Consider the following 22,790-nt stretch of genomic DNA (forward strand, 5'->3'; position numbering starts at 1 on the left):
CCCTTCTAGGTCTCTCTACAGTGCCAAGTAGGGAGGTATGTATGCAGCGTCATGGGATAAAGGCAGAATATCGTGTTTAATCATGCCAGTAACTAATGGACTTGAAGCTGCAGCTGAAGCCACCCGCTTCCACCAACCATCACCACCAGAGCCAATCACTCTATAGTTATCTTCAATCTTACAAACAGCAACTATGTCTTGAAGGACTTGTTCTTTAGTTGCGCCTACAACATCAATATAGCCTTCTTGTTTGGCCTTCTCTGGAGAAAAAATACGTGCTCCGAGAGTGTGAACTAACTTCTCTTTAGTAAGCAGAGGACGGTTTTGTGTAACTATATCAACAAATTGTCCGTAGAGAAAATCAAGAGTCGCTTGCCGTTCTTCTCTATCATGAGAAGTCCACGGTGTATAAGGATTCATTGGAGCCTTATCTTTTCCAGCTGTCAGCAGATCACTTTCAACTCCGTAGCGATTTAAACCTTCTTTTACATTGAAGAATGGTCCAGAACGCACTCCGATAGAACCGATAAGAGAGGAGGAGGTGGCATAAATTTTAGTTGCAGCGCAGGATACATAATAGCCTCCCGAAGCACAAAGACCATTCACATAAATATAAATAGGGAATCCCTTACGTTCTTTCCAAAAGCGAAGCATAGAGTAAATTCTATCTATTTCAAAGACCTCGCCTCCTGGGCAATCCATATCAATGACAATACCTTTGACACGATCTTTAAGAGGAGCTTTCTCAAATCCTTCTAAAATATTCTGAATCGTTTTGGCCGTATTTTTTGAAGAAGCAATTACATCTTTCATTTCGATAACAGCAATAATGGGGGCTGTTTTCCCTAGATCTTTTACTTCTCCTTGGGCGTCAGGCAAGCTAACGAAGGTAGCATCCCCATTTCCTAAAGAGGAAGCTATGAGTGCGAATATAACGACAAAAGCAAGAACAACTCCGCAACACAGTCCTACTATCGATAAAAAGGCTTTGGATACGAAGTGCCACAACGTTTTCATAACGACCTATAAATTCTAGTAAATTCTAAAATGGATAAAATAAGGGATGAGCAGAAAAGCTTAAAGATGAAAATTATAAAATTCTCATGCTCACCGAGAATAACACAGAGTTTTTCTATCAACCTACAGAACAGCCATTTCTTCTTGTTCTACAGATTCCTGGGCTTCACGTACGATTGAAGAGGAAGGTTCTTTAGGTTGTTTCAAGGTTGCTACAGCATCAGCAGCTCTAGAGTAGTATTCTTTACCGATATAGGCAACAACCGCAATCCAAACGACCATAATAATGAGAAGAACTAGGGCGATGACGTTTAAACTTGCTGCAACAGAAGAGAAAATAACAAGCAGCCCTTGGTAAATTAAAGAGCCTCCAGACTTTCCTATCCTTGAAACGACACCATCAATCGCGGCTTTCCCATGATTTTTATCCTCTGGAGAAAGTGGGATAAAGGCCATTTCCTTGGTTTGATCAAAGAACGTAAATTTCGTCCCCCGGGATAGGACATTTTGCATCCCTCCAGTCCAGGCAGCTAGAGCCAGAGGTGTCATTCCAAGAACTCCCCCAAAAATAGAGATGTCTCTTTTTGCAGCAAAAATAGTTCCGAAAAAGAGCAGTCCTGAAACTAACATTACCAATGGAGTGACTAAAGCACCGACAGTCCATCCCCATTTACGGATACACTGTCCGGTAAGGAGTACAGCTGCTAATACAGAAACGACGCCAATGAGGGTAGTGATTCTACTCATATACCCATTGAATTCTACGTGAGAACTGTAAATCTGGCTAACTTGATCCTTCCAAACGACTTCGAATAGATGGATCACCAAATTATAGGATAGGACAATAATAGCGAGCCCTAATAAATAACGAGACTGAATGAGGTGTAAGAAAAGGTTTCTAGCTTTGGCTTTAGGTTTTTTCTTTTCCTTTAGATTAGCAGTAGCTGCTCCCTCTTCTGCCAAGACACGTCTAGATGGAGGGATCGAAGTATCAATAGTCAAATGATGAATCCGCCTATATAGCCAGATCATAATTAAACCAGAACAAGTGATCAGCATGGTCAAGTTGAGCATTACAGAGTGCCAGGAATCACATGCAAAGGAGTAGGCAACAAATGTTTGTTTCCCCATCCAATAGGAGATTTCTCCTGCGCATATTGAGGAGAGATTTAATCCTGTATTGATAAGAGCGTAAAAACGGCCCGCTTCAGTAATTGTAGTAATCTGATTGGCTAGTCCCCAGAACAACATCGAAAGAACAACCGAACTCCACAGCTCTGACATTACGTAATAAATACTGTAACTCCAGTAACGGACCATCACAATAAAACCACGAAGTCCTTGAGGAAGGAGCTCTTGTAATTTATCAGCGAGAGAGTTGAGATGCAGGCTATCCCCTACAGGATAAATGATCACAGCAAACAGGAAGAAAAAACCAAGGAATGCGGCCATGAAGCAATAAAAAACGGTATCCCGAGGATACCGACTGCCTAACCACCCATAGACCATAGTAACAATAACAGCTCCCGGGACAATTCCCCAAACCTTAAGGAAGGGAATCACTTCTGCCCCAGCATCTGAACCGACAATGACCAGAGTATCTTTCATGTTTTTCAGCAGGCAGTAGTTAAAGCCAACGAAAAACGCTAGTAGAAATAGTGGAACAAACTTAGAAAATTCTGATTTATAAATAGGACAAAGATATGCCCGCAGCCTTGAAAAGGGTTTCACTTCTGATGACTGCATAAACTCCTTCCCAACTTTATGGCGTATAAAGACTTATAGACATTTAGTTTACACCCAGAAGACATCGCATGCTTATAGCTCCTATAATACTGGTTACTTAGCAAACGGCAAGGCATAAATTAACGATCACGATAAAAAGAGACTCCATTTTACTGCAACGCGCCGTAAAGTTCAAGCGGTTCGTGGATAAACTTATAATCCTTGCTCACAATACTTTTTCTTTCCGGGTTAGCGGAGAAACTGTTTTTTATAATCCATAATTCTCTCGAGGAAATATAGAAAACCGAGAGCCACGAGGGGGACTAGTCCGGTCCAAGGAATTTCACCCCCTGCCGTGACCCCTAGTAAAATAATAAATTGAACTACTGTAAAGATCTTGCCCCAAAATAAAGAGCCATAATCATAGCCTTTCCAACCTTTAACTAAAGAAAGGTAGCAGACAAAGATAATAAGGAATAAGTCTCGAGCGCAAATGAAAAAGAGGTGTGCTATTGATAAGGATCCTTCCATATAGAGGACCGTGATACAAACGAACACAAAGACTTTATCTGTAATAGGGTCTAGGATTGAACCGAGACGACTTGTCGCTTTATAGCGTCGAGCAAGATAGCCATCTAAGACATCGCTTAGCATAGCTCCAACAATAGCAAGTAAGCGGATATGCAATTTTTCTTGGCAGAAGTATAGCGCTAGCCACAAACGTGATAGAGAAAGTAGGTTGCAAAATTGTCTCATAATTTTGGCTAACTAGTACGATCCTTTTAGGAACCTTATAATTCGGCCCCATTATAGAGCATGCTAAATCTACAAACAAGCATAGAGTTCGCTCAAACGGTTTCTCATCTTGCAACTGTTCGGCTCTACATTGACATATATTAGGCTTTCTTTAAAAAGAATACGAAAAAGGGTGCGAACTACAACTAGCTTGCGTTAGCCAAGGTAGAGGTTATTCGGAAAGAGAGGGATTCGAACCCTCGGTACCCTTTAGGGGTACGCGTCCTTAGCAGGGACGTACTTTCGACCACTCAGTCATCTTTCCTTATTTATTCATCACAGCCTAACAATGAATTTTGATCTCACTGTTATTGTTAGGATAGGTTAACTATCAAAATGAAAAATGTCAACTTGTGCAAACCTGACAAGAAAAAAGGAAGGCAATCTCTTAAAATTCACCTCTGAACTCCCTATAGATTTGGAAACTTGCAATAAAAGGTTCTGAGCAGTTCCTCGAAAATCTCTCTGAGCAACTAGCACTTGAGGGATATATGCTAGATAACATAACCTATCTAGAAGTATCCTAAACCCTCACGAATTACGAAAGTTCGCTTCTAATGGACAAATCTACTGGTGTACCTCTCCCCTCTCCTCCTCATTCGAAAGAATCGGAAATGATAGTTTTAGGTTGCATGCTGACAGGGGTACATTATCTAAATCTTGCAGCCAACCAACTCTACGAAGAAGATTTTTATTACCTTGAACATAAAATTATTTTTCGAGTCCTCCAAGATGCCTTCAAGCAAGATAAACCTATCGATGTTCACTTAGCTGGAGAAGAACTCAAACGGCACAACCAGATTACTGTAATTGGGGGCCCTTCGTATCTAATTACTTTAGCCGAATTTGCAGGTACCGCAGCCTATCTTGAAGAATACGTAGACATCATCCGATCGAAGTCGATTCTAAGGAAGATGATTTCTACAGCAAAAGAAATCGAAAAAAGAGCTTTAGAGCAGCCGAAAAATGTTGCCGAAGCCTTAGATGAAGCTCAGAATTCTTTTTTTAAAATCAGCCAATCAACATCGGTAAGTCAGTACACTTTAGTTGCTGACAAATTACGCGGGTTAACAACAACTACAGATAAGCCCTACCTTGTACAATTACAAGAGAGACAAGAATTATTTTTACAGAATGCTCAAGGAGACAATAAGTCTTTCTTCACTGGCATTCCCACACACTTTATTGATTTAGACCAGCTGATTCACGGATTTTCTCCTTCAAATTTGATGATCTTAGCTGCCCGCCCTGCCATGGGGAAAACAGCACTCGCTTTGAATATTGCAGAGAATCTTTGTTTTCAAAACCGCCTCCCCATTGGAATTTTTTCTTTAGAGATGACAGTGGATCAGCTGATTCATCGTATGATTTGCTCTCGATCCGAAGTTGACTCTAAAAAAATCTCTATAGGCGACCTTTCCGGTCATGACTTTCAAAGAATTGTTTCGGTAATCAATGAAATGCAGGAACACACTTTGCTCATTGATGATCAGCCAGGGTTAAAAGTTTCTGATCTACGAGCTCGGGCTCGTAGAATGAAGGAAAGCTATGATATTCAATTTCTCATTATTGATTATTTACAATTACTTTCCGGCTCAGGGACTTTGCGTGCTACAGAAAGTCGTCAAACAGAAATTTCAGAGATTTCCCGAATGTTGAAGACTCTTGCCCGTGAGTTAAACATTCCGATTCTTTGTCTTTCACAGCTTTCTCGAAAAGTTGAGGATCGGGCAAATCATCGTCCGATGATGAGTGATCTTCGGGAAAGTGGAAGTATTGAGCAAGATTCGGATTTAGTGATGTTCTTACTTCGTAGAGAATATTATGATCCCAATGATAAGCCTGGCACTGCAGAACTTATTATAGCAAAAAACCGTCATGGTTCTATAGGTTCTGTCCCTCTAGTTTTTGAAAAAGAACTCGCACGTTTTCGCAATTATTCGGCTTTTGAATGTATCAGCTAGTTGATTCGCAATGCGAATCAGAGTCAAGTAGATTGGACAATCCGATTTGTCTTAAAACCCAAGAATCAGTATAGTTGTTTGGTCGGCTGAGGATAGCACCATATTTGCAAAGAAATAGCGTCTGCATCCTATTGAACCAGAGTTCCGCCGGAAAAATTCAAACTTCGGTTTGAATATGAAGAATCTTCGTCACTTATGACGAAGGGGATGTCAAATCGATACGTTAACCATAAAGATATTATGTCATCTGTTAAGAAGAAACGAAGACTCAAGATCGCCAAGCACAAGCGTAAAAAAAGACGTCGTAGAGATCGTCATAAAAACAAGTAGTTTTTAGTAACTTATGTGGACTCACCCAATTGCTTATGATGTGATTGTAGTGGGAGCTGGACATGCAGGTTGTGAGGCAGCATATTGCTCTGCAAAGATGGGTGTCTCCGTTCTTATGCTCACCTCCAATTTGGATACTATTGCCAAGTTGAGTTGCAATCCTGCTGTCGGTGGTATCGGCAAAGGGCACATTGTTCGAGAGATCGATGCCCTTGGTGGTATTATGGCGGAAGTGACAGATCAATCTGGCATACAATTTCGCATTCTGAACCAAACCAAGGGACCTGCTGTCCGAGCACCACGAGCTCAAGTAGATAAGCAACTTTATCATATTCATATGAAACGTCTTTTGGAGAATACTCCGGGCCTTCATATTATGCAGGCCACTGTAGAGTCTCTATTAGATAAAGAAGGTGTGATTTCTGGAGTCACTACTAAAGAAGGCTGGATGTTCTCAGGAAAGACTGTAGTTCTTTCTTCGGGAACTTTTATGCGCGGCCTAATTCATATTGGGGACCGTAATTTCTCTGGAGGACGTTTAGGCGACCCTTCATCACAAGGTTTATCGGAAGATCTTAAAAAACGTGGTTTTCCTATAAGCAGATTGAAAACTGGGACCCCTCCCCGTTTACTAGCCTCTTCTATAAATTTTTCCTGCATGGAAGAGCAACCTGGAGATTTAGGTGTGGGTTTTGTACACAGAACCGAGCCTTTTCAGCCTCCTTTACCACAACTTTCTTGTTTCATTACCCACACCATGGAAAAAACTAAGGCAATCATTTCAGCAAACTTACATCGTTCGGCACTTTATGGGGGCTGCATTGAAGGGGTAGGTCCTCGCTATTGTCCTTCTATAGAAGATAAAATTGTAAAGTTCTCGGACAAAGAACGTCACCACGTCTTTCTAGAGCCAGAAGGGCTGCATACCCAAGAGATCTATGCTAATGGGTTATCTACTTCTATGCCTTTTGATGTACAATACGATATGATCCGTTCTGTACTGGGGTTAGAAAATGCAATTATCACTCGACCAGCTTATGCTATAGAATATGATTATATTCACGGCAATGTGATCCACCCCACACTGGAGAGTAAACTTATTGAAGGGCTCTTCTTATGTGGGCAGATTAATGGCACCACAGGTTATGAAGAAGCCGCAGCCCAAGGGTTAATTGCCGGCATTAACGCTGTGAACAAGGTTTTCAACAGGCCTCCTTTTATTCCTTCACGCCAAGAATCTTACATCGGCGTCATGCTAGACGATCTCACCACACAGATTTTGGATGAACCTTACCGCATGTTTACAGGAAGAGCAGAACACCGGCTCTTATTAAGACAAGATAATGCGTGTGCTCGACTATCGCACTATGGTTATGAATTAGGGTTACTCTCAGAGGAACGTTACGAACTTGTCAAAAAGCAAAACCAGCTATTAGAAGAAGAAAAGGTTCGCCTCCAAAAGACATTTAGGCAGTACGGCCAGTCTGTAGTCTCTTTAGCAAAAGCACTATCTCGTCCTGAAGTTTCTTATGACATGCTTAGAGAAGCATTCCCAAATGATATCCGTGATTTAGGAGCGGTTCTCAATGCCTCCTTAGAAATGGAAATCAAATATTCTGGATATATAGATCGCCAGAAAATTCTGATTCAGAGTTTAGAAAAAGCCGAGAGTTTACTAATTCCAGAAGACTTAGATTATAAGCAGATAACAGCCTTAAGCTTAGAAGCTCAAGAGAAATTAGCGAAATTTACACCTCGAACTCTTGGTTCTGCATCGAGAATATCGGGCATAGCTTCTGCTGACATTCAAGTTTTGATGATAGCTTTAAAAAAACATGCCCACCACTAACTGTATTTTCCTAGATTTACGGGGACACTCTATTCTTCACCAACTGCAAATTGAAGAGGCTTTACTAAGAGTCGCGAATCAAAATTTTTGCATTATAAATTCAGGTGCCAAAGACTCTATAGTTTTAGGAATTTCTCGAAACTTGAATCAAGACGTTCATATTTCTAGAGCACAAGCAGACCATATTCCTATCATACGCCGCTATAGTGGAGGGGGGACGGTATTCATAGATTCCAATACCCTGATGGTATCTTGGATTATGAACAGTTCAGAAGCTTCTGCCCAACCTCAGGAATTATTAGCATGGACTTATGGCATCTATAGTCCACTACTTCCTAATACCTTTTCTATTCGAGAAAACGACTATGTTCTTGGTCATAAGAAAATAGGAGGTAATGCACAATATATTCAAAGACATCGCTGGGTACATCACACGACATTTCTGTGGGATATCGACCTAGATAAGTTGTCCTACTACCTGCCAATTCCTCAACAACAACCTACCTACCGTAATCAACGCTCTCACGAAGAATTTTTGACTACGTTACGTCCTTGGTTCCCCTCTCGCGATGACTTCTTGGAAAGGATCAAGGCATCTGGTAGTTTGTTGTTTACCTGGGAAGAATTTCTTGATAATGAGCTAGAAGAAATTCTTGCTCAACCTCATCGTAAAGCAACTACAGTACTAAACTAAACGAGAGGTTTCGAAGCGTTAACAACTTCTATCTTACTGAAGAAGTAAGCGATTTCGACAGCAGCATTTTCTAAAGTATCAGATCCATGAACAGCATTCACGCCTATAGATTCCCCAAACTTAGCTCGAATGGTTCCTGAAGCAGCTTCTGCAGGATTTGTAGCTCCCATAAGTTCACGATTTCGGGAAACGGCATTTGCCCCTTCCAATACTAAAACTACAACAGGGCCTGAGACCATAAAATCAACAAGTTCTTGGAAAAAAGGACGCTCTCTATGCACAAAATAAAACCCTTCGGCTTCAGTTTGGGATAGGTGCATCATTTTCATAGCAGCTATACGTAATCCAGATTGTTCAAAAATAGATAAGATCTCTCCGATATGGGCTTTGCTAACAGAATCTGGTTTAATAATGGATAGCGTTTGTTCCATGGTGTATACATATCTCCTTTAAATAAAATCGTTTTATTTTAGGAGGAGTATAGCATGATCTTTAGGAAAGTCTAGTCCTTGTTCACTCCTGAAAAATTCTTTTTCAGAGCGATAGGAAGGATATCTGTTAAAGAAGATCCCTCAGGGAGATCTTTGATTGCTTCGGCAATCATACGTTCAGCAGCAATTTTTGAATAACCCAAAGCTGCTAAAGCCTGAATGCCTTCCTCCAAGCAAGAAGAGGTGGTATGTGTTTGGCTGGTCTCCACTCTCGAGTCTAGAGGAAGTAAATCTGGTAATTTTTGTTTAAGCTCAACCATGAGTTTTTCAGCAGTTTTTTTCCCAATTCCCGATACGGAAGCTAAAGCACGAATATCTTCAGATCGGACTACAGAACATAGTACCTTTAAAGGTAGCGCATTAAGAATCGCGAGGGCTAGCTTAGGTCCTATTCCAGAAAAAGAAATTAAAATACGGAAACACTCTCGCTCTTCTCGAGAATGAAACCCATAGAGCAAGTGTTCCGTTTCACGGAATATCACATGAGTGAAGACGAGAAAGTCTTGATGTAAAGCCCTGATGCATTCTATTGCCCAACGTTCTGTAATAGCAATATGGTAGCCAATACCTTGGCATTCTATAACAATTGCACCAGTATGCACATAGGTCAGTGTTCCACGAATATAGTCGTACATCTTATCTCACTCCACAAAGAGGGCTACGCGCTACATGAGTATGACATATAGCAAGTGCAAAGGCATCAGCAATATCTTCATTCGAAGGGTGCAAAACTTCGGGAACATTTAGAATCTTGCTTACCATCACCTGGACCTGTCTTTTACTTGCATGACCCTTACCGACTACTGCTTTCTTAGCAACATTTGGGGCATATTCAAAAATGAGGATATCACGCTGAGCTGCAGCCAATAAAACGATTCCTCGTGCCATAGCTAATTTCATAGTACTTTGAGGATTCTTATTTACAAATTGCGTTTCTAGGACCATAGCATTAGGTTGCGTATCATCTAATACTCCTGAGAGTTGCTCAAACAAAGTCTTATAGCGCATAGGCAGTGGCATGTCGGAAGATAAACGAATGGCACCATAACTATAAGGACGTAATTGATAGCGCTGTTCCACTGCAATGATGGCATATCCTGCGACTATCGTTCCTGGATCCACACCTATAATCAGTTCTGACACAATCGATTCCTGAAATACTTTGAACTTATTGTCTTTAAAAGATGATCCTAACCTAGATAATCACTTCTCAAGTAGTGAATTCTCGGTTTCTAGAAAAAAATTTCCTGCTATTTAAAACAGTCCTGTTTACTACGTAGGAATCTTAACTCCCTAAAGATTTAGATTCTGAGAATACTACGTCTACTTCACTCTCAGGTTCTTTGCCTAAAAGTCCTTTCAAATGATCTAACTTTGTATTTGAAGGCATAGCCATACCTTTCTCTTTATGTAGATCTCGAAGCTGACAATATTGATCCTCAACAATATCTTGGAGTAAGGCTATGGCTTTCTTTTTTTCAGCTAGATCGGTTTGCACCTCTGTTAACTTCTCAATAGAACAAACCTCAGAGCTAGTTTGAGCTCCTTCTTGTCGCTGTAATTTTTCTCTTAACTTAGCAATCTCTGAATGATATGTTTTTATATAAATATCTTTTTCTTGTTGCAAATCTATAAGACTTTTCTTCAAACGGTTGATCTCTGCATATGCGGCTGAAGATTTGTCTTCTTCTATCTCTATAGAGGGGGCTCCGTGTTGCGAAACATAACGCTGTAGTTGTTCTTCCAGCTGTTTAATTTTATGCTCATAGCATAAACGACGCCCTTCACTAATTTCTGTTCGCTGTACACTTTGAAGCAGTTCTTTTTTTATCTCGTCGATAATATCACTTTGGTGTCGAATTTGTTGTAATTTCTCAGCAAGGCGATTTTGCAACCAGGTATTTTCTTGTTGTAACTTTTCTAAATCTTGATTTTTAGCTTCTTCACGACGGCGATATTCTTCTTCCAAAGCAGATAGCTGTTCCCGATACTGTAAGTGAATACGTTCATGCTCCTGATGACAAGAGTCTTGGGTTTCCTTCTGCAAAGAAACCAACTTTCCACTCATTCTGCTACAGACTCCTGAAAGAATATTGCAAATCTGCTGCCATTCCATAATATCAGCATCTTTCCAGCGACAAAGCAAATGAAGCATGGAACGGGAGCATGAATGATAATAGTGAGGGGATAATGAACTGGAAGATCGTAGCGAGAAGAGATGCAGCTTAAGTATAGATAAGAGCCGCACAGAGTACCTCTAAAATTAACCTAATCATTCATCGTATAGCATACGACTGAGTTCTTGTCCTAATTCGTCATAAGTGACTTTTAAAAAGACAGGCAACTTATTTGGATAACTCTACAGATTAAAAAACTTAGAAAATTGCTCAGAACAAGACTCGAACTTGCACGGGCCTACGCCCAAGGGATTTTAAGTCCCTAGTGTCTACCATTCCACCATCTGAGCACGAAAAGACAGTCTGTTCAGAGAAGCCTTCAATTAAAAGGCGTGTTCTTTAAAGATGATCTTTTTCCATAAGGATAGAAAACTAAAGAACATCTTATCACAGTTTTTTTTCTAGATCAATGATTTTTCAAAAAAGGGAAAGGTATGCCTTAAGTTAAAGTGAACTTAAACCATACCTTTAAAAATAGCTATTCTTCTTCTGTAGCAGAAGATGTTTCGGGGAAGAACATTGCAGAAGACTCTTCAAAAGAAGCTGAGGTAGGTTCCTCTTCTGTCTCAGGAAAATGTATAGCATCATCTGCCGATAGCAAAGCATTGATGAGATCGCTGCTCTCACGAACCAAAGCTTGTAACGACTCGTTAAGATCCGCAGAAGTAACTACTGGATCTACAACAGTTTGAGAGATAACTTCGGAGATCAACTTTGCTGGGGGTGGAAGTAAAGAAAACTTCTTCTGTTCAACAATCTCATTTTCTTGAGATTCTTCCCAAAGCTCTTCCTTAACAGTATCCAAGATTTCTTGAGATGCTCCAGTTACTTCAGCAATCTCTTTATGATTTCTACGACGGCTGAGCTTTTTCTTTTCCTTCCACTTCTCCCCTTTAAAGGAATCTTTCCTTGCCTCTTTCTTTTCCTTTTTACTAGGAGATGTAGGCTCGGTTCCTTCCTCTGGGCTATCAGCTAGAGGCTTCTCATCAATCACAGGAAGCGGAGTCGATTTGGTCAACTTGATTAGAGCTTCTCTACCACCAGCAATTTTCACTCCACGATCTAAACCGACAGCTTTCAAATTGATTTTAGTATCACGGACTTCCATAACCTCATAGTCTCCGGCAGGGACTAAAAAAGGTTTACTATGATCACAGTTACGGAAAAAACAAATATTTCCTAAAGAGATCACTTCTATAGCTTCAACCATAAAAGGATCTTGTGAAAAATGCTTTGTATTCCTTACCGACAACTTATACCCCTCTCGAGAGGTAATTACAGTTTCTATGATGGGGTCTCTTGTAAAATACACGTAATTATAACCTTTTATTTAGAGTTTTTTTCTACATACTCTAATAAGTCTACTATACGCGTGGCATATCCTGTTTCGTTATCATACCACGCAACTAACTTGAAGAACCGATCATTCAAAGCGATACCAGCTAGAGCATCGAATATCGAGGAGTACTCAGATCCTATAAAATCTGAAGAAACTACCTGCTCATCTGTATAATCTAAAATGCCTTTTAAATCAGTTTCTGAAGCCTGTTTCATAGCTTTGCAAATGTCATCGTATGTCGTAGACTTATCTAACCTGACGGTCAAGTCAACTACAGACACGTCTTCGATAGGAACCCGAAAAGCCATTCCTGTTAATTTTCCCTTTAACTCGGGAAGACATAGAGTTACAGCTTTTGCAGCTCCGGTTGAGGCGGGAATAATATTTTGTAAACATCCACGACCTCCTCTCCAATCTTTCTTAGAAGGTCCGTCAACAACTAGTTGAGTAGCAGTAGCAGCATGAACTGTTGTCATCAAACCTTCTGTAATTCCGAAATTATCTAGTAAAACTTTAGCAATAGGAGCTAAACAATTCGTAGTGCAAGAAGCATTCGATATAACAAAGTCTTTTTCTGGATTGAAAGTCTTATGGTTCACTCCCATAACGAAAGTAGGAATATCACCTTTTCCAGGAGCAGAGATTAAGACTCGTTTCGCTCCAGCTTGAATATGCTTCTCAGCATCTTCTTTTTTTGTGAACAATCCTGTACATTCAATAACGAGATCAACCCCTAAATCTTTCCAAGGAAGATTTTGAACATTGCGTTCAGATAAAAATTGAATTTTTCTCTTCCCAACGATGAGGTGGTCCGCTTCACAACGTACATCCTCAGGAAAACGTCCATGTGTAGAGTCGAATTTAAATAGATAGGTAAGCGCATCCCCAGGAACAAGATCATTAATGGCGAGGACTTCTACTGAAGAGTTTCTCTTTAAGATTTGTCTTAAAACTAAACGACCAATTCGCCCGAAACCATTAATTACAACTTTCATCGCTTACCCTCAGAGTTCAATAAATTGGAAATTGATTAGCTTTAGCTAGCTAAAAACTCTATAATACACTTTTGAGCATTATCACCAATTCTATTTTGCAGTTTTAGAATACGTGTGTAACCACCTTTTCTTTCTACAAAACGATTCCCCAACTCATCGAATAACTTATTCACAACCAAACGATCGACATTATATACAGAGGTGTCTCCACCTTTAGCTTGTCGAGCTTCTTTGCTTGTTAATTTATTGTATCTGACCATAAGCCGTCCAATAGCTATACGTCGTGCTGCTAAGGAGTTTTTTTTAGCTAAGGTAATCATTTTATCAGCATGTCGGCGTAGTTCTTTAGCTTTAGGCAAAGTAGTCTCAATTCTTTCATAATGAATTAGAGACTTTAACATGTTAGCTAACATACAGCGATTATGCGAGGAAGTACGACCAACTCTAAATTTTTTTCTAGCGTGTTGCATTACTTACTATCCCTTTGTATTTTTAGCCCGAATCTTTTCGGCATACCACTTCATTTTTTCTTTTACGTTATCTAAACCTACGCCAAATTGCGTTAGGTCCATTCCTAATTCAAGCTTCATTTCTTTCAATTTATTCTTGATCTCACACAGTGATTTCTTTCCAAAATTTCTGAATTGTAGCAATCGAGGTTCAGGCATAATAACAAGTTCGCCAATAGTCTCAATATTTGCATTAGACAAACAATTTGTTGATCTGACTGAGAGTTCTATTTCATTAATTCCTAAAATTAACTTATGAAGAATATCATCTTTGTTTTCTTTCTCAATAGAAATAGCTTCTTCAAATACGATTTTCTTCTCATCCATATTTTCAAAAATGGAAAAATGTTTAGTCAAAATTTGAGTTGAAAAAGCCAGAGCTTCTTTCGGAGTCACTCTTCCATCTGTTTCAACTATTAAAACTAAACGGTCAAAATCTGTATCCTGACCCACCCGTGTATCTTCTACAAAGTAGTTGACTAAAGTGACTGGAGAAAAGGCTGCATCCAAAACGATTTCATAAACACCCTTATCTTCCAAAACAATCCTTTCAGAAGGTGTATATCCCCTACCAAAAGCAATTCGTAGAACGACTTCCAACTGTATGGGTTGAGTAACAGTAAAAATGACTTGATCTGGGTTAACGGCTTCAAAGTCCCCTTCTTGCAATAGATCTTGTAGAGTCACTTCTTTTTGTCCATTAGCTGCGGCTAAATCGGAAGCATCTATAGAAATTGAAGCTTTTAAGACCTGAGTGGTTCTTCCTAAAGAACTATCCTGCATGGGGTACTTTTTTAATAGGGCACCTTTTAAATTCAGAATGATGTTAGTTACATCCTCAATAACCCCTTCGATTGCCATATATTCATGAAGTACGCCTGTCATAGCAAACGAGATAATAGCTGGAGCTTCTAAACCAATAAGCAAAGCACGTCTTAGAGCATTTCCTAAAGTGTGGCCCATTCCTCTTTCTAGAGGCTCAGCAATGAAGCGAGCATGTTTGTCTATTGGAAGCCCTTCAACAGGCAACATTTTAACTGCTTCAGGCAGTTCAAACTTATCATAAAGTAAATTGTGTGCGTTATCTGACATCCCTTTCTCCTTCCCTAAAACTACACTCTGCGCCTTTTTCTTGGCCGGCAACCATTATGAGGAACAGGAGTTTCATCACGGATTACAGAAACTACCAAACCAGCAGATATCAAAGCACGAACAGCAGACTCTCTCCCAGCTCCAGTACCCTTCAAACAAACCTCTACTTCCTTTAAACCAGAGTTCATGGCAGTTTTAGCAGCGTCTTGAGCTGCTACAGTGGCAGCAAAGGCTGAAGATTTTCTTGAACCAGAATATCCTACTTTACCTGCTGATGCCCAAGAAATCACATTACCAGCAGGATCTGTTATAGATACTATTGTATTGTTAAAGGTTGCTTTAACATGCACAACACCTGAAGGAATATTTTTTAGTTGTTTTCTTTTTACGCTCTTTTTTGCCTGCGCTTGATTTTTAACCAAAACACGACTCCTAATTAAAAATTATTTCTTCTTACCTGCGACTGTTTTTCTTTTACCTTTTCGAGTACGAGAATTAGTTTTTGTACGTTGTCCTCTTACTGGTAAAGAAAGTCTATGTCTCTGACCTCGATAAGAATGGATGGCGATCAATCTTTTGATATCCGATTGAACACGACGTCGCAAATCCCCTTCTACGGTATATTCTGATTGTAGCAGAGAGTTCAGTCGTCCTACTTCTTCTTCAGTTAATTCAGAGGCTCTTGCCTCAGGATCTAACTTCAACTTTTTAATGATTTCATCAGAACGAGCTGATCCTATTCCATAAATATATGTCAGACTTATTTTTAACTTTTTCTTTGCAGGAATATCAATTCCAATGATGCGTGGCATACGTTGGGCCTCCCTTAAAATAGTATAAGCATCTTAGGTCAAAAATTGTTATTTTTCAATGTCTTCCTTTCGTCCGATCTGTTTTCAGCACGCTATCGTAGCGACGCATTAACAAAAAGGCATCAACCTGCTTCATTGTATCTAAAACGACCCCTACGACGATAAGCATTGCAGTACCGCCTAAGAAATAGCTTACATTAGAATCCACACGAAGCAGACAACCTAAAAGTGAAGGTAATATCGCGATCGCCGCTAAGAACAACGCTCCTAAAAGGGTCACACGATTCATTGTATACTCTAAGTAATGTTGCGTAGGCTTGCCCTGACGTATGCCAGGAATAAAGGCATTATTTTTTTTCATTTCAGAAGCAATTTGTTCTGGATGAAATTGTGTGGCTGTCCAAAAGTATGTAAAAAATATAATGAGCAACACATAACATATAGAATAAACTAAACTGCCTGGAGCAAGTAAAGCTGCTATACGCTTCATCCAAGAAGACTCTGACGCAATAAACTGTCCTATAGTTGCTGGGAACATCAGTAGCGAGGAAGCAAAAATCACAGGAATGACGCCAGCATAGTTAACTTTTAAAGGAAGATAGGACCCTCCACCGGGGACTTCTCTTCTTCCAATTACCCTTCGAGCATATTGCACAGGGATTTTTCTCACTCCCTCGATAATCAAAATCGTAGTAATCAGAACAAAAACAAAAACAAGAGCAAGGATTAAAATTGAAATTAGACCCAAATCAGAGGAGTCTTGAGATCCTAAATTTAACTTATTAACAATAGATCCCAATACAGAAGGAAATGAGGATAGAATTCCAAGGGCGATAATTAAACTTATCCCGTTCCCAATCCCCTTATCGGAGATCTGTTCACCGATCCACATCAATAAGAGAGTTCCTGTAGTCATGACTACAACTGTAGTGATATAAAAAATCCAGGGGACTCCAAATAGTTTTGAAGATAATAAAGTGGGCAGAACAATCCCCGGAATAGTTAGATTCATTCTAAGAGCAAACTTAGCAAATAAGAGAGACTGTATTACAGCTAAAGCAACGGTAAACAAACGTGTGAGTCTACCAATCCTACGTTTCCCTTGATCAGAAGACTCCCTCATTTCTCTTTGCAGCGCAGGCATAAAGACTAGGAACAGCTGAACGATAATTGAGGCTGAAATGTAAGGAACCACACCCAGCGCAATTACGGTCATTTGGGCAAAAGCGCCTCCAGAAAAAATATCAGCTAGTTGAAATAAATTCTGACCTGATCCCAATAACTGCTTGAAGTAAGCTACAGCTAATTCACCATTAATTCCTGGAACAGGAATAAATACACCCACTCTACAGGCCGTAAGCAAAGCAAAAGTATAGAATAACTTTTGTCGTAATTCGGTAATCAGAAAAAATTGTCTCAATGTGGTCATATACGGCCTAAACAATCTTATTTTTTAAGTAATGCCTAGCAAATTTTGTACTCCTTGCGATAGGACTACAGCAGTATCTTGCCATACAAAAGTCTTTTCCAAATCTCCTTTGAGAATGACTTTGACTCGTACAGCTTGTCTCGCAATGGCTTTCTTTGCTTTTAATGCATCTAAAGTAATTGCTTCTCCTTCTTGGAAAAGCTCGGCTAAACGTCCTGTAGTAATTTCTTCAACGCATTTATCAAAACGTTTATGAGAAAACCCTCTTGTAGGAACTCTTCTATATAAAGGAACTCCTCCCCCTTCATAGCCAAAACGACGTTTGTATCCCGAACGGCTACCGTCTCCTTTATGACCACGACCACTGGTTTTCCCATGACCGGAAGAAGGACCACGACCTAATAATTTTTTTCTTCGTTTACGTTCAGAAATATCAAATAATGATTCTAACTTAATCATTTATAGCCGCTCCTCTTCTTAACAAATCCTTACGTGGGCTGAGTCCTGTAAGAGCTTTAAACGCCGCTTTCACTTGGTTCATAGGGTTATTAGATCCGAAACTTTTAGCTACAATATCTTTAATACCAGCCATTTCTAGGATCAAACGAATACGAGAACCGGCAACAATTCCAGTTCCAGGTTTTGCTGGTTTTAACAGCAACTGTGCTCCATCGTGATGGACAAGAACTTCATGAGGAATAGAACCATCTTCTAAAGCTTCTATCTTCATTAAATTCTTTTTTGCAGCTTCACCACCTTTACGAATGGCATCTGTGAGTTCATTGGCTTTAGCAAAACCATAGCCCAAACGACCCTTGCCATCTCCTACTAAAATTAAAGCAGAAAAACTGAACTTTCGTCCTCCCTTAACAACTTTGGAGCAACGGTTAACAACAAGAACTTTCTCTTCTAATTGATCTTCTTTATGAGAATTCTTTGATAGCGACATCTCTTCCTAAACCTTCATTAAAACTGTAAACCACCCTCTCTAGCCCCATCAGCTACCATAGAAACAATTCCGTGATATTTGAAAGGACCGCGATCGAAAACAACTCGATCAAGTTGAAGGTTTTTTCCCAATTCAGCAATTTGAGTTCCTAATACTTTAGCAACTTCTTGGTTTTTTTTAGTCAGACCTTGACTCTTATTTAATTTTGATAGAGTGGAAACGGAAGCCAACGTCTTGCCGATAGAATCGTCTATCAACTGTACATAAATATGTTTATTTGTTTTCACTACGGACAAACGAGGCTTTGTAGGGGAACCTTTTAATACTTTACGCACTCGCAAAGCTCTTCGTCTTTTCATTAATGACTTTTTACATAACGAACTTTCCATAACCCTCGACCTATTTTTTGCCTGTTTTCGCAGCTTTACCAGCTTTACGACGGACATATTCATTTTCATAACGAATTCCCTTACCTTTATAAGGTTCAGGAGGACGTTTGGCGCGAATACTTGCAGCAAATTCACCAACCAACTGCTTATCAAGCCCTTTCACTGAAATCAGAGTATTTTTTTCAACTGATACCTGAAGAGTAGATGGGATAGGAATTTTTGTAGGGTGAGAAACCCCAATGGAGAGATCCAAAAATGCACCTTGAACAGAGGCTCTGAAACCCACTCCAATCATTTCTAAACGTTTTTCAAATCCTAAATGGACACCTTGAACCATATTTGAAATGAGCGCCCAATATAACCCCTGCATACAGCTAGGTCTATCGACAACATGGGGAGCTGCGTGTACAAATATACTGTTATCTTTTAAGGTGATTTCTACTTCTTTGACCGATTTCTGTGTTAAGGACCCTTTAGGACCTTTTACAATAATTTTATCATCTTGAATCGAAACTTCTACTCCTTGAGGAAGTAGAATAGGTTCTCGAGCCTTACGAGACATGCTTTACCGTCCTATACTTAATCCTGTTACCACACCAAACAGAGCAATTCGCCCCCAATATTCTTAGATCTGGCTAGAGAACCTTCCATAACTCCCTGAGAAGTGGAGAGGACTGAAATTCCCATATTTCCAAAGACGTAAGGGATTTTCGCAGCCGATACATAGACTCTTCGAGAGGGTTTTGATACCCGTTTCAGTTGGTGTATTACTGGTTTACGATCATCGGAATATTGTAAAAACACACGCATAGCGCGTTTGCGGTTTTCTTCCTTTACTAAATAATGAGCCACAAAACCTTTATGCTTGAGGATTTTTACAATAGCCTCTCGCATTTTACTGTGCTCTACGTCTACATACAGATGTTCTGCCATCAAAGCGTTACGAATTCGCGTTAACAAATCTGCTATAGAATCACTTGTCATGCCCATATAGATCCTTTTCCTCTTTATTGAGCTTTCTTAAATCGTAAGCCCATCAACTCTAATAGAGTGGTGCACTCATCATCTGTTTGCGCGGTAGTTACCCATGTGATATTCAATCCCTGGGTGCGCTTCACACGATCTAAATTAATTTCTGGGAAAATTTGTTGATCGTCTAATCCTACAGAATAGCAACCCCTTCCGTCTCCTTTATTAGAAAATCCGCGGAAGTCGCGAATCCGTGGAGAAACAATATTACAGAAACGATCCATAAAATCGTACATACGAATTCCACGAAGGGTAACTTTTGCACCGATTCCTTGACCTTCTCGTAATTTAAAACCGGCAATAGAATTTCGAGCTTTTGTTACTAACGGTTTTTGCCCAGAGATCATGGTCAATTCTTCTAAGTGGGCTTGGAATAAATTTTTATCTTTAGCGGCTTCAGCAAGTCCCATACTTAAGACAATTTTTTTAAGAACAGGGATCTGCATTTTATTTGCATAGCCAAACTTTTCAAACAAAGATTTGCGAATTTCTTCAGTATAGAATTTTTTTAATCTACTCATATTAGCCTTTCTTTCCCCTCACTAGACGATACAGCTGGGATGTTCCGTCAGGGCGTCTTTGCCACAACTCCCGCCCCTGTTCAGTCACTTTGACAGAGAGTTTGGCAGGTTCACCAGCTATGGTTAAACGTACATTAGAAATATGGATAGGAGCCTCTATACTAATCCGTTTACCTTTAGGATTTTGTTGACTACGTTTTATATTTTTTATGCGAACGTTTACACCTTCGACAACTACTTTATCTTCAGTAAGAGAAAGGACTTTTCCTTCTTTTCCTTTATCATTACCAGCTAATATAAATACCTTATCACCAACACGAATGTTTTGCTTTTTCATAACTTCCTTCTCCTTAAATTACCTCAGGAGCTAAAGAACTAATTTTTATAAAACCTCTATCTCGAATTTCTCGAGCTACGGGGCCAAAAATCCTTGTTCCTTTAGGATTTCCTTTATCATCGATAATTACACAGCTATTTGTATCAAATTTTAAAGTAGACCCATCTTTTCTTGTAATATGCCGACGTGTGCGCACGATCACAGCTTTGATAACGTCTCCCTTTTTTATAGAACTATTAGGTTCGACATCTCTAACTGAGCATACAATGACATCTCCGACAGTAGCATAACGTCTACGAGAACCTCCAAGAACCTTGAAGCATTTTACTTTTTTAGCTCCAGTATTATCGGCAACTTTTAACTGACTTTCTTGCTGAATCATAATCTCTATCTACCTAATGTTGCTAACTTACCACGCCAACATGTTCTATAACGCGCCATCTTTTAAGCTTAGACAAAGGTCGTGTTTCTTGAATTTTAACTTTATCCCCTTCAGAAACTTTTAGTTCAGTGTGAGCGTAATATTTCTTTGAACTTCTCACTACTTTAAGATACTGAGGATGAGAAAATATCCTTTCTACTCGAACAACGACAGTTTTTTCCATTTTTGCCGAGACAACAACACCAATCTTAACTTTTCTAGAGCCTCTTGGTTCACTAGCCATGGACTTTACCTTTTCTTTCTTGTTTTACTGTTAGAGCTCGAGCAATATTTTTCTTATGCGTAGAAAACATATGAACTTTCACAACTTTGTTTTGCAGTAAATTTTCTGCTCTTAAAGCAAACAAAGCCTTTTTGTTTTCATGAACATACGCATCTAAATCGTCGTCGCCTTTGCCCCTTAACTGGGTCAATAAATCCTTTTTAGCAGCCATGTTTATACCCTTTCCACTCGCTTAACAAAACGTGTTTTTATTCCTAGTTTGGCAGCAGCTCTTCGGAGGGCATCTTGAGCATCTTCTTTAGAGACATTCGCTACTTCAAACAATATACGTCCTGGACGAACTACTGCTACCCAATGATCTGGGGCCCCTTTACCTTTACCCATACGAGTTTCTGCAGGCTTTTTTGTTACACTTTTGTCTGGAAAAATACGAATCCATACTTTTCCTCGACGTTTTAAATATCTATTAATCGCAACCCTGCAGGCTTCAATTTGACGACTGGTGACCCAGCCACGCTCAAGAGTTTGCATTGCATATTCTCCGAAGTCTACAAATGTAGCTCCCTTACTTAATCCTGCAAACTGTCCTTTTTGTTGCTTACGAAATTTTGTTCGTTTAGGCATTAACATAATAATTCACTCATCCTTATTTACAACTTTAAGCAGCTGCAGAGGGTGCTGCCGGATTGTTAGGAGTTGTAGAAGAGGAGTTCTCTCCAAGATTAATCCAAACTTTTATACCGATAATTCCGTAGGTAGTTTCCGCACAAGCTGTAGCATAATCAATGTCAGCTCTTAGCGTATGAAGCGGCACACGGCCATTTTTATACCATTCAGAACGAGCAATCTCGGCTCCTGCTAACCTGCCTGAAACTTGAATTTTTACACCAACAGCTCCAGCATCCATTACTGATTGCATTGCCTTTTTCATAGCCCGTCTAAAAGAGACTCGACGTTCAATTTGTCTTGCAATGTTATCAGCTACTAATTTTGCATTTAGTTCGGGACGTTTAATTTCCGCGATTTCTAACCAGACTTCTTTTCCGGTAAGAGCTCTGAGCTCTTCTTTAAGCAGATCAACTTCAGCGCCTTTTTTTCCAATTACCAACCCAGGACGAGCGGTTTGGATGGTCACTTCAATTTTACCACTCATACGACGGACAACAAATCCAGCGGCACCTTGACATGAAGGTTTTTTTCTTAAAAACTGTCGAATTCTTACATCTTCTATGAGAAATTTACCAAATTCTTGTTTATTTCCGTACCAAAGAGAACGCCATTTTTTTGTAACCCCTGTACGAAATCCGATTGGACAACCTTTCTGACCCATGATCCTTCTTCCCTTTTACCGTTCCTTCTCACCAACAATAACAGTCAAGTGACTGGTACGTTTTAAAATAGGAGAGCGTCCTCCTCTACTTTTTGATTTAGATCGCTTGTAGACAGGCCCGGCATCTACTCGAACTTCGGTAACGCTTAAATTTTCACGCTTTATATTTTCATGCAATTCAGCATTAGCTACAGCGCTATTTAAAACCTTTTTTAAACATCTTCCAGCTTTCAACTGAGAAAATCCCAGCTGTTCCTCAGCCTCTTGCACACTTAGATTTCTCATAAGCCCAGCAGCTAATCTAGCTTTACGAGGTTGTACCCGAATATATCGGGCGGTCGCTTTAAACATG

At 39.7% G+C, this 22,790-nt stretch carries 31 protein-coding genes and 2 tRNA genes; 4 read left to right on the plus strand and 29 right to left on the minus strand.

The annotated features are described in order from the left end of the window. Positions 1-15: 15 nt before the first annotated feature. The 4 genes from CPB_RS03130 to CPB_RS03145 all read right to left on the minus strand — a co-directional run bounded on the left by CPB_RS03130 (position 16) and on the right by CPB_RS03145 (position 3,802). Positions 16-1,017 (minus strand): S49 family peptidase, encoded by a 1,002-nt coding sequence (locus CPB_RS03130; RefSeq protein WP_010883251.1) that lies wholly within the window; start codon positions 1,015-1,017, stop codon positions 16-18. A gap of 123 nt (positions 1,018-1,140) precedes the next feature. Next, a complete protein-coding gene (gene npt2 / locus CPB_RS03135; RefSeq protein ID WP_010883252.1) occupies positions 1,141-2,763 on the minus strand; it encodes an NTP/H+ exchange transporter Npt2 in 1,623 nt (540 codons plus the stop codon). Between the two features lie 228 nt (positions 2,764-2,991). After that, positions 2,992-3,498, minus strand: coding sequence for a CDP-alcohol phosphatidyltransferase family protein (locus CPB_RS03140; protein WP_010883253.1), 507 nt, complete (start codon positions 3,496-3,498; stop codon positions 2,992-2,994). Positions 3,499-3,714: 216 nt separating this feature from the next. After that, positions 3,715-3,802: transfer RNA gene (locus tag CPB_RS03145), tRNA-Ser, on the minus strand. Positions 3,803-4,094: 292 nt separating this feature from the next. On the opposite strand from CPB_RS03145, the gene dnaB reads away from it, so the two are divergent. From dnaB to CPB_RS03160, 4 genes are all read left to right on the plus strand, one after another. Beyond that, positions 4,095-5,501 (plus strand): replicative DNA helicase, encoded by a 1,407-nt coding sequence (gene dnaB, locus CPB_RS03150; RefSeq protein ID WP_010891973.1) that lies wholly within the window; start codon positions 4,095-4,097, stop codon positions 5,499-5,501. A 240-nt stretch (positions 5,502-5,741) separates the two neighbouring features. Further along, complete coding sequence (locus CPB_RS05865) at positions 5,742-5,831, plus strand: AURKAIP1/COX24 domain-containing protein (protein ID WP_072054076.1); 90 nt, start codon at positions 5,742-5,744, stop codon at positions 5,829-5,831. Positions 5,832-5,844: 13 nt separating this feature from the next. Continuing rightward, positions 5,845-7,680 (plus strand): tRNA uridine-5-carboxymethylaminomethyl(34) synthesis enzyme MnmG, encoded by a 1,836-nt coding sequence (gene mnmG / locus CPB_RS03155; RefSeq protein WP_010883255.1) that lies wholly within the window; start codon positions 5,845-5,847, stop codon positions 7,678-7,680. Further along, positions 7,667-8,374 (plus strand): lipoate--protein ligase family protein, encoded by a 708-nt coding sequence (locus CPB_RS03160; RefSeq protein ID WP_010883256.1) that lies wholly within the window; start codon positions 7,667-7,669, stop codon positions 8,372-8,374. The genes mnmG and CPB_RS03160 overlap by 14 nt, the downstream gene beginning before the upstream one ends. Here CPB_RS03160 and ndk read toward each other — a convergent pair. The 25 genes from ndk to rplV all read right to left on the minus strand — a co-directional run bounded on the left by ndk (position 8,371) and on the right by rplV (position 22,789). Continuing rightward, a complete protein-coding gene (gene ndk / locus CPB_RS03165; RefSeq protein ID WP_010883257.1) occupies positions 8,371-8,805 on the minus strand; it encodes a nucleoside-diphosphate kinase in 435 nt (144 codons plus the stop codon). The genes CPB_RS03160 and ndk overlap by 4 nt on opposite strands. Positions 8,806-8,876: 71 nt before the next feature. Further along, complete coding sequence (gene ruvA, locus CPB_RS03170; protein ID WP_010883258.1) at positions 8,877-9,500, minus strand: Holliday junction branch migration protein RuvA; 624 nt, start codon at positions 9,498-9,500, stop codon at positions 8,877-8,879. A 1-nt stretch (position 9,501) separates the two neighbouring features. Continuing rightward, on the minus strand, positions 9,502-10,008 hold the full coding sequence (gene ruvC, locus CPB_RS03175) for a crossover junction endodeoxyribonuclease RuvC (RefSeq protein WP_010883259.1): 507 nt from the start codon (positions 10,006-10,008) through the stop codon (positions 9,502-9,504). 142 nt (positions 10,009-10,150) lie between these two features. Further along, a complete protein-coding gene (locus CPB_RS03180) occupies positions 10,151-11,020 on the minus strand; it encodes a hypothetical protein (protein WP_226989977.1) in 870 nt (289 codons plus the stop codon). A 229-nt stretch (positions 11,021-11,249) separates the two neighbouring features. Further along, a tRNA-Leu gene (locus CPB_RS03185) sits at positions 11,250-11,332 on the minus strand. A 188-nt stretch (positions 11,333-11,520) separates the two neighbouring features. Continuing rightward, positions 11,521-12,354: a GrgA family transcription factor gene (gene grgA / locus CPB_RS03190; RefSeq protein ID WP_011126198.1), complete on the minus strand. Its 834-nt coding sequence runs from the start codon at positions 12,352-12,354 to the stop codon at positions 11,521-11,523. Between the two features lie 14 nt (positions 12,355-12,368). Then, on the minus strand, positions 12,369-13,376 hold the full coding sequence (gene gap / locus CPB_RS03195) for a type I glyceraldehyde-3-phosphate dehydrogenase (protein ID WP_010883262.1): 1,008 nt from the start codon (positions 13,374-13,376) through the stop codon (positions 12,369-12,371). A gap of 41 nt (positions 13,377-13,417) precedes the next feature. Next, complete coding sequence (gene rplQ / locus CPB_RS03200) at positions 13,418-13,846, minus strand: 50S ribosomal protein L17 (RefSeq protein ID WP_010883263.1); 429 nt, start codon at positions 13,844-13,846, stop codon at positions 13,418-13,420. A gap of 6 nt (positions 13,847-13,852) precedes the next feature. Beyond that, the gene (locus CPB_RS03205; RefSeq protein ID WP_010883264.1) at positions 13,853-14,977 is read right to left on the minus strand and encodes a DNA-directed RNA polymerase subunit alpha; all 1,125 of its coding nucleotides are present in this window, start codon (positions 14,975-14,977) and stop codon (positions 13,853-13,855) included. A 20-nt stretch (positions 14,978-14,997) separates the two neighbouring features. Next, positions 14,998-15,399 carry a 30S ribosomal protein S11 gene (gene rpsK, locus CPB_RS03210; protein ID WP_010883265.1) on the minus strand — a complete coding sequence of 134 codons (402 nt, stop codon included), beginning with the start codon at positions 15,397-15,399 and terminating at the stop codon, positions 14,998-15,000. Positions 15,400-15,420: 21 nt separating this feature from the next. Continuing rightward, positions 15,421-15,789 (minus strand): 30S ribosomal protein S13, encoded by a 369-nt coding sequence (gene rpsM, locus CPB_RS03215; RefSeq protein WP_010883266.1) that lies wholly within the window; start codon positions 15,787-15,789, stop codon positions 15,421-15,423. Positions 15,790-15,844: 55 nt separating this feature from the next. Then, complete coding sequence (secY, locus tag CPB_RS03220; RefSeq protein ID WP_010883267.1) at positions 15,845-17,218, minus strand: preprotein translocase subunit SecY; 1,374 nt, start codon at positions 17,216-17,218, stop codon at positions 15,845-15,847. A gap of 24 nt (positions 17,219-17,242) precedes the next feature. Continuing rightward, a complete protein-coding gene (gene rplO / locus CPB_RS03225; protein ID WP_010883268.1) occupies positions 17,243-17,677 on the minus strand; it encodes a 50S ribosomal protein L15 in 435 nt (144 codons plus the stop codon). Continuing rightward, positions 17,670-18,167 (minus strand): 30S ribosomal protein S5, encoded by a 498-nt coding sequence (rpsE, locus tag CPB_RS03230; protein ID WP_010883269.1) that lies wholly within the window; start codon positions 18,165-18,167, stop codon positions 17,670-17,672. The genes rplO and rpsE overlap by 8 nt, the downstream gene beginning before the upstream one ends. Positions 18,168-18,184: 17 nt before the next feature. Beyond that, positions 18,185-18,556, minus strand: coding sequence for a 50S ribosomal protein L18 (rplR, locus tag CPB_RS03235; protein WP_010883270.1), 372 nt, complete (start codon positions 18,554-18,556; stop codon positions 18,185-18,187). 10 nt (positions 18,557-18,566) lie between these two features. Further along, positions 18,567-19,118 (minus strand): 50S ribosomal protein L6, encoded by a 552-nt coding sequence (gene rplF / locus CPB_RS03240; protein ID WP_010883271.1) that lies wholly within the window; start codon positions 19,116-19,118, stop codon positions 18,567-18,569. Positions 19,119-19,144: 26 nt separating this feature from the next. Further along, complete coding sequence (rpsH, locus tag CPB_RS03245; RefSeq protein WP_010883272.1) at positions 19,145-19,546, minus strand: 30S ribosomal protein S8; 402 nt, start codon at positions 19,544-19,546, stop codon at positions 19,145-19,147. A 17-nt stretch (positions 19,547-19,563) separates the two neighbouring features. Beyond that, positions 19,564-20,106, minus strand: a complete 543-nt coding sequence (gene rplE / locus CPB_RS03250) for a 50S ribosomal protein L5 (protein WP_010883273.1) — start codon at positions 20,104-20,106, stop codon at positions 19,564-19,566. Position 20,107: 1 nt separating this feature from the next. Further along, complete coding sequence (rplX, locus tag CPB_RS03255) at positions 20,108-20,443, minus strand: 50S ribosomal protein L24 (RefSeq protein WP_010883274.1); 336 nt, start codon at positions 20,441-20,443, stop codon at positions 20,108-20,110. Between the two features lie 13 nt (positions 20,444-20,456). Then, on the minus strand, positions 20,457-20,825 hold the full coding sequence (gene rplN, locus CPB_RS03260; protein WP_010883275.1) for a 50S ribosomal protein L14: 369 nt from the start codon (positions 20,823-20,825) through the stop codon (positions 20,457-20,459). Positions 20,826-20,847: 22 nt separating this feature from the next. Continuing rightward, positions 20,848-21,108, minus strand: a complete 261-nt coding sequence (rpsQ, locus tag CPB_RS03265; RefSeq protein WP_010883276.1) for a 30S ribosomal protein S17 — start codon at positions 21,106-21,108, stop codon at positions 20,848-20,850. Further along, positions 21,101-21,319, minus strand: coding sequence for a 50S ribosomal protein L29 (gene rpmC / locus CPB_RS03270; RefSeq protein WP_011126199.1), 219 nt, complete (start codon positions 21,317-21,319; stop codon positions 21,101-21,103). The genes rpsQ and rpmC overlap by 8 nt, the downstream gene beginning before the upstream one ends. A gap of 2 nt (positions 21,320-21,321) precedes the next feature. After that, on the minus strand, positions 21,322-21,738 hold the full coding sequence (gene rplP, locus CPB_RS03275; protein ID WP_010883278.1) for a 50S ribosomal protein L16: 417 nt from the start codon (positions 21,736-21,738) through the stop codon (positions 21,322-21,324). Between the two features lie 28 nt (positions 21,739-21,766). Beyond that, positions 21,767-22,438: a 30S ribosomal protein S3 gene (gene rpsC / locus CPB_RS03280; protein ID WP_010891971.1), complete on the minus strand. Its 672-nt coding sequence runs from the start codon at positions 22,436-22,438 to the stop codon at positions 21,767-21,769. A 15-nt stretch (positions 22,439-22,453) separates the two neighbouring features. Then, on the minus strand, positions 22,454-22,789 hold the full coding sequence (gene rplV / locus CPB_RS03285; RefSeq protein ID WP_010883280.1) for a 50S ribosomal protein L22: 336 nt from the start codon (positions 22,787-22,789) through the stop codon (positions 22,454-22,456). Position 22,790 lies beyond the last annotated feature (1 nt).

Source organism: Chlamydia pneumoniae TW-183, assembly GCF_000007205.1.
Lineage (GTDB): Bacteria > Chlamydiota > Chlamydiia > Chlamydiales > Chlamydiaceae > Chlamydia > Chlamydia pneumoniae.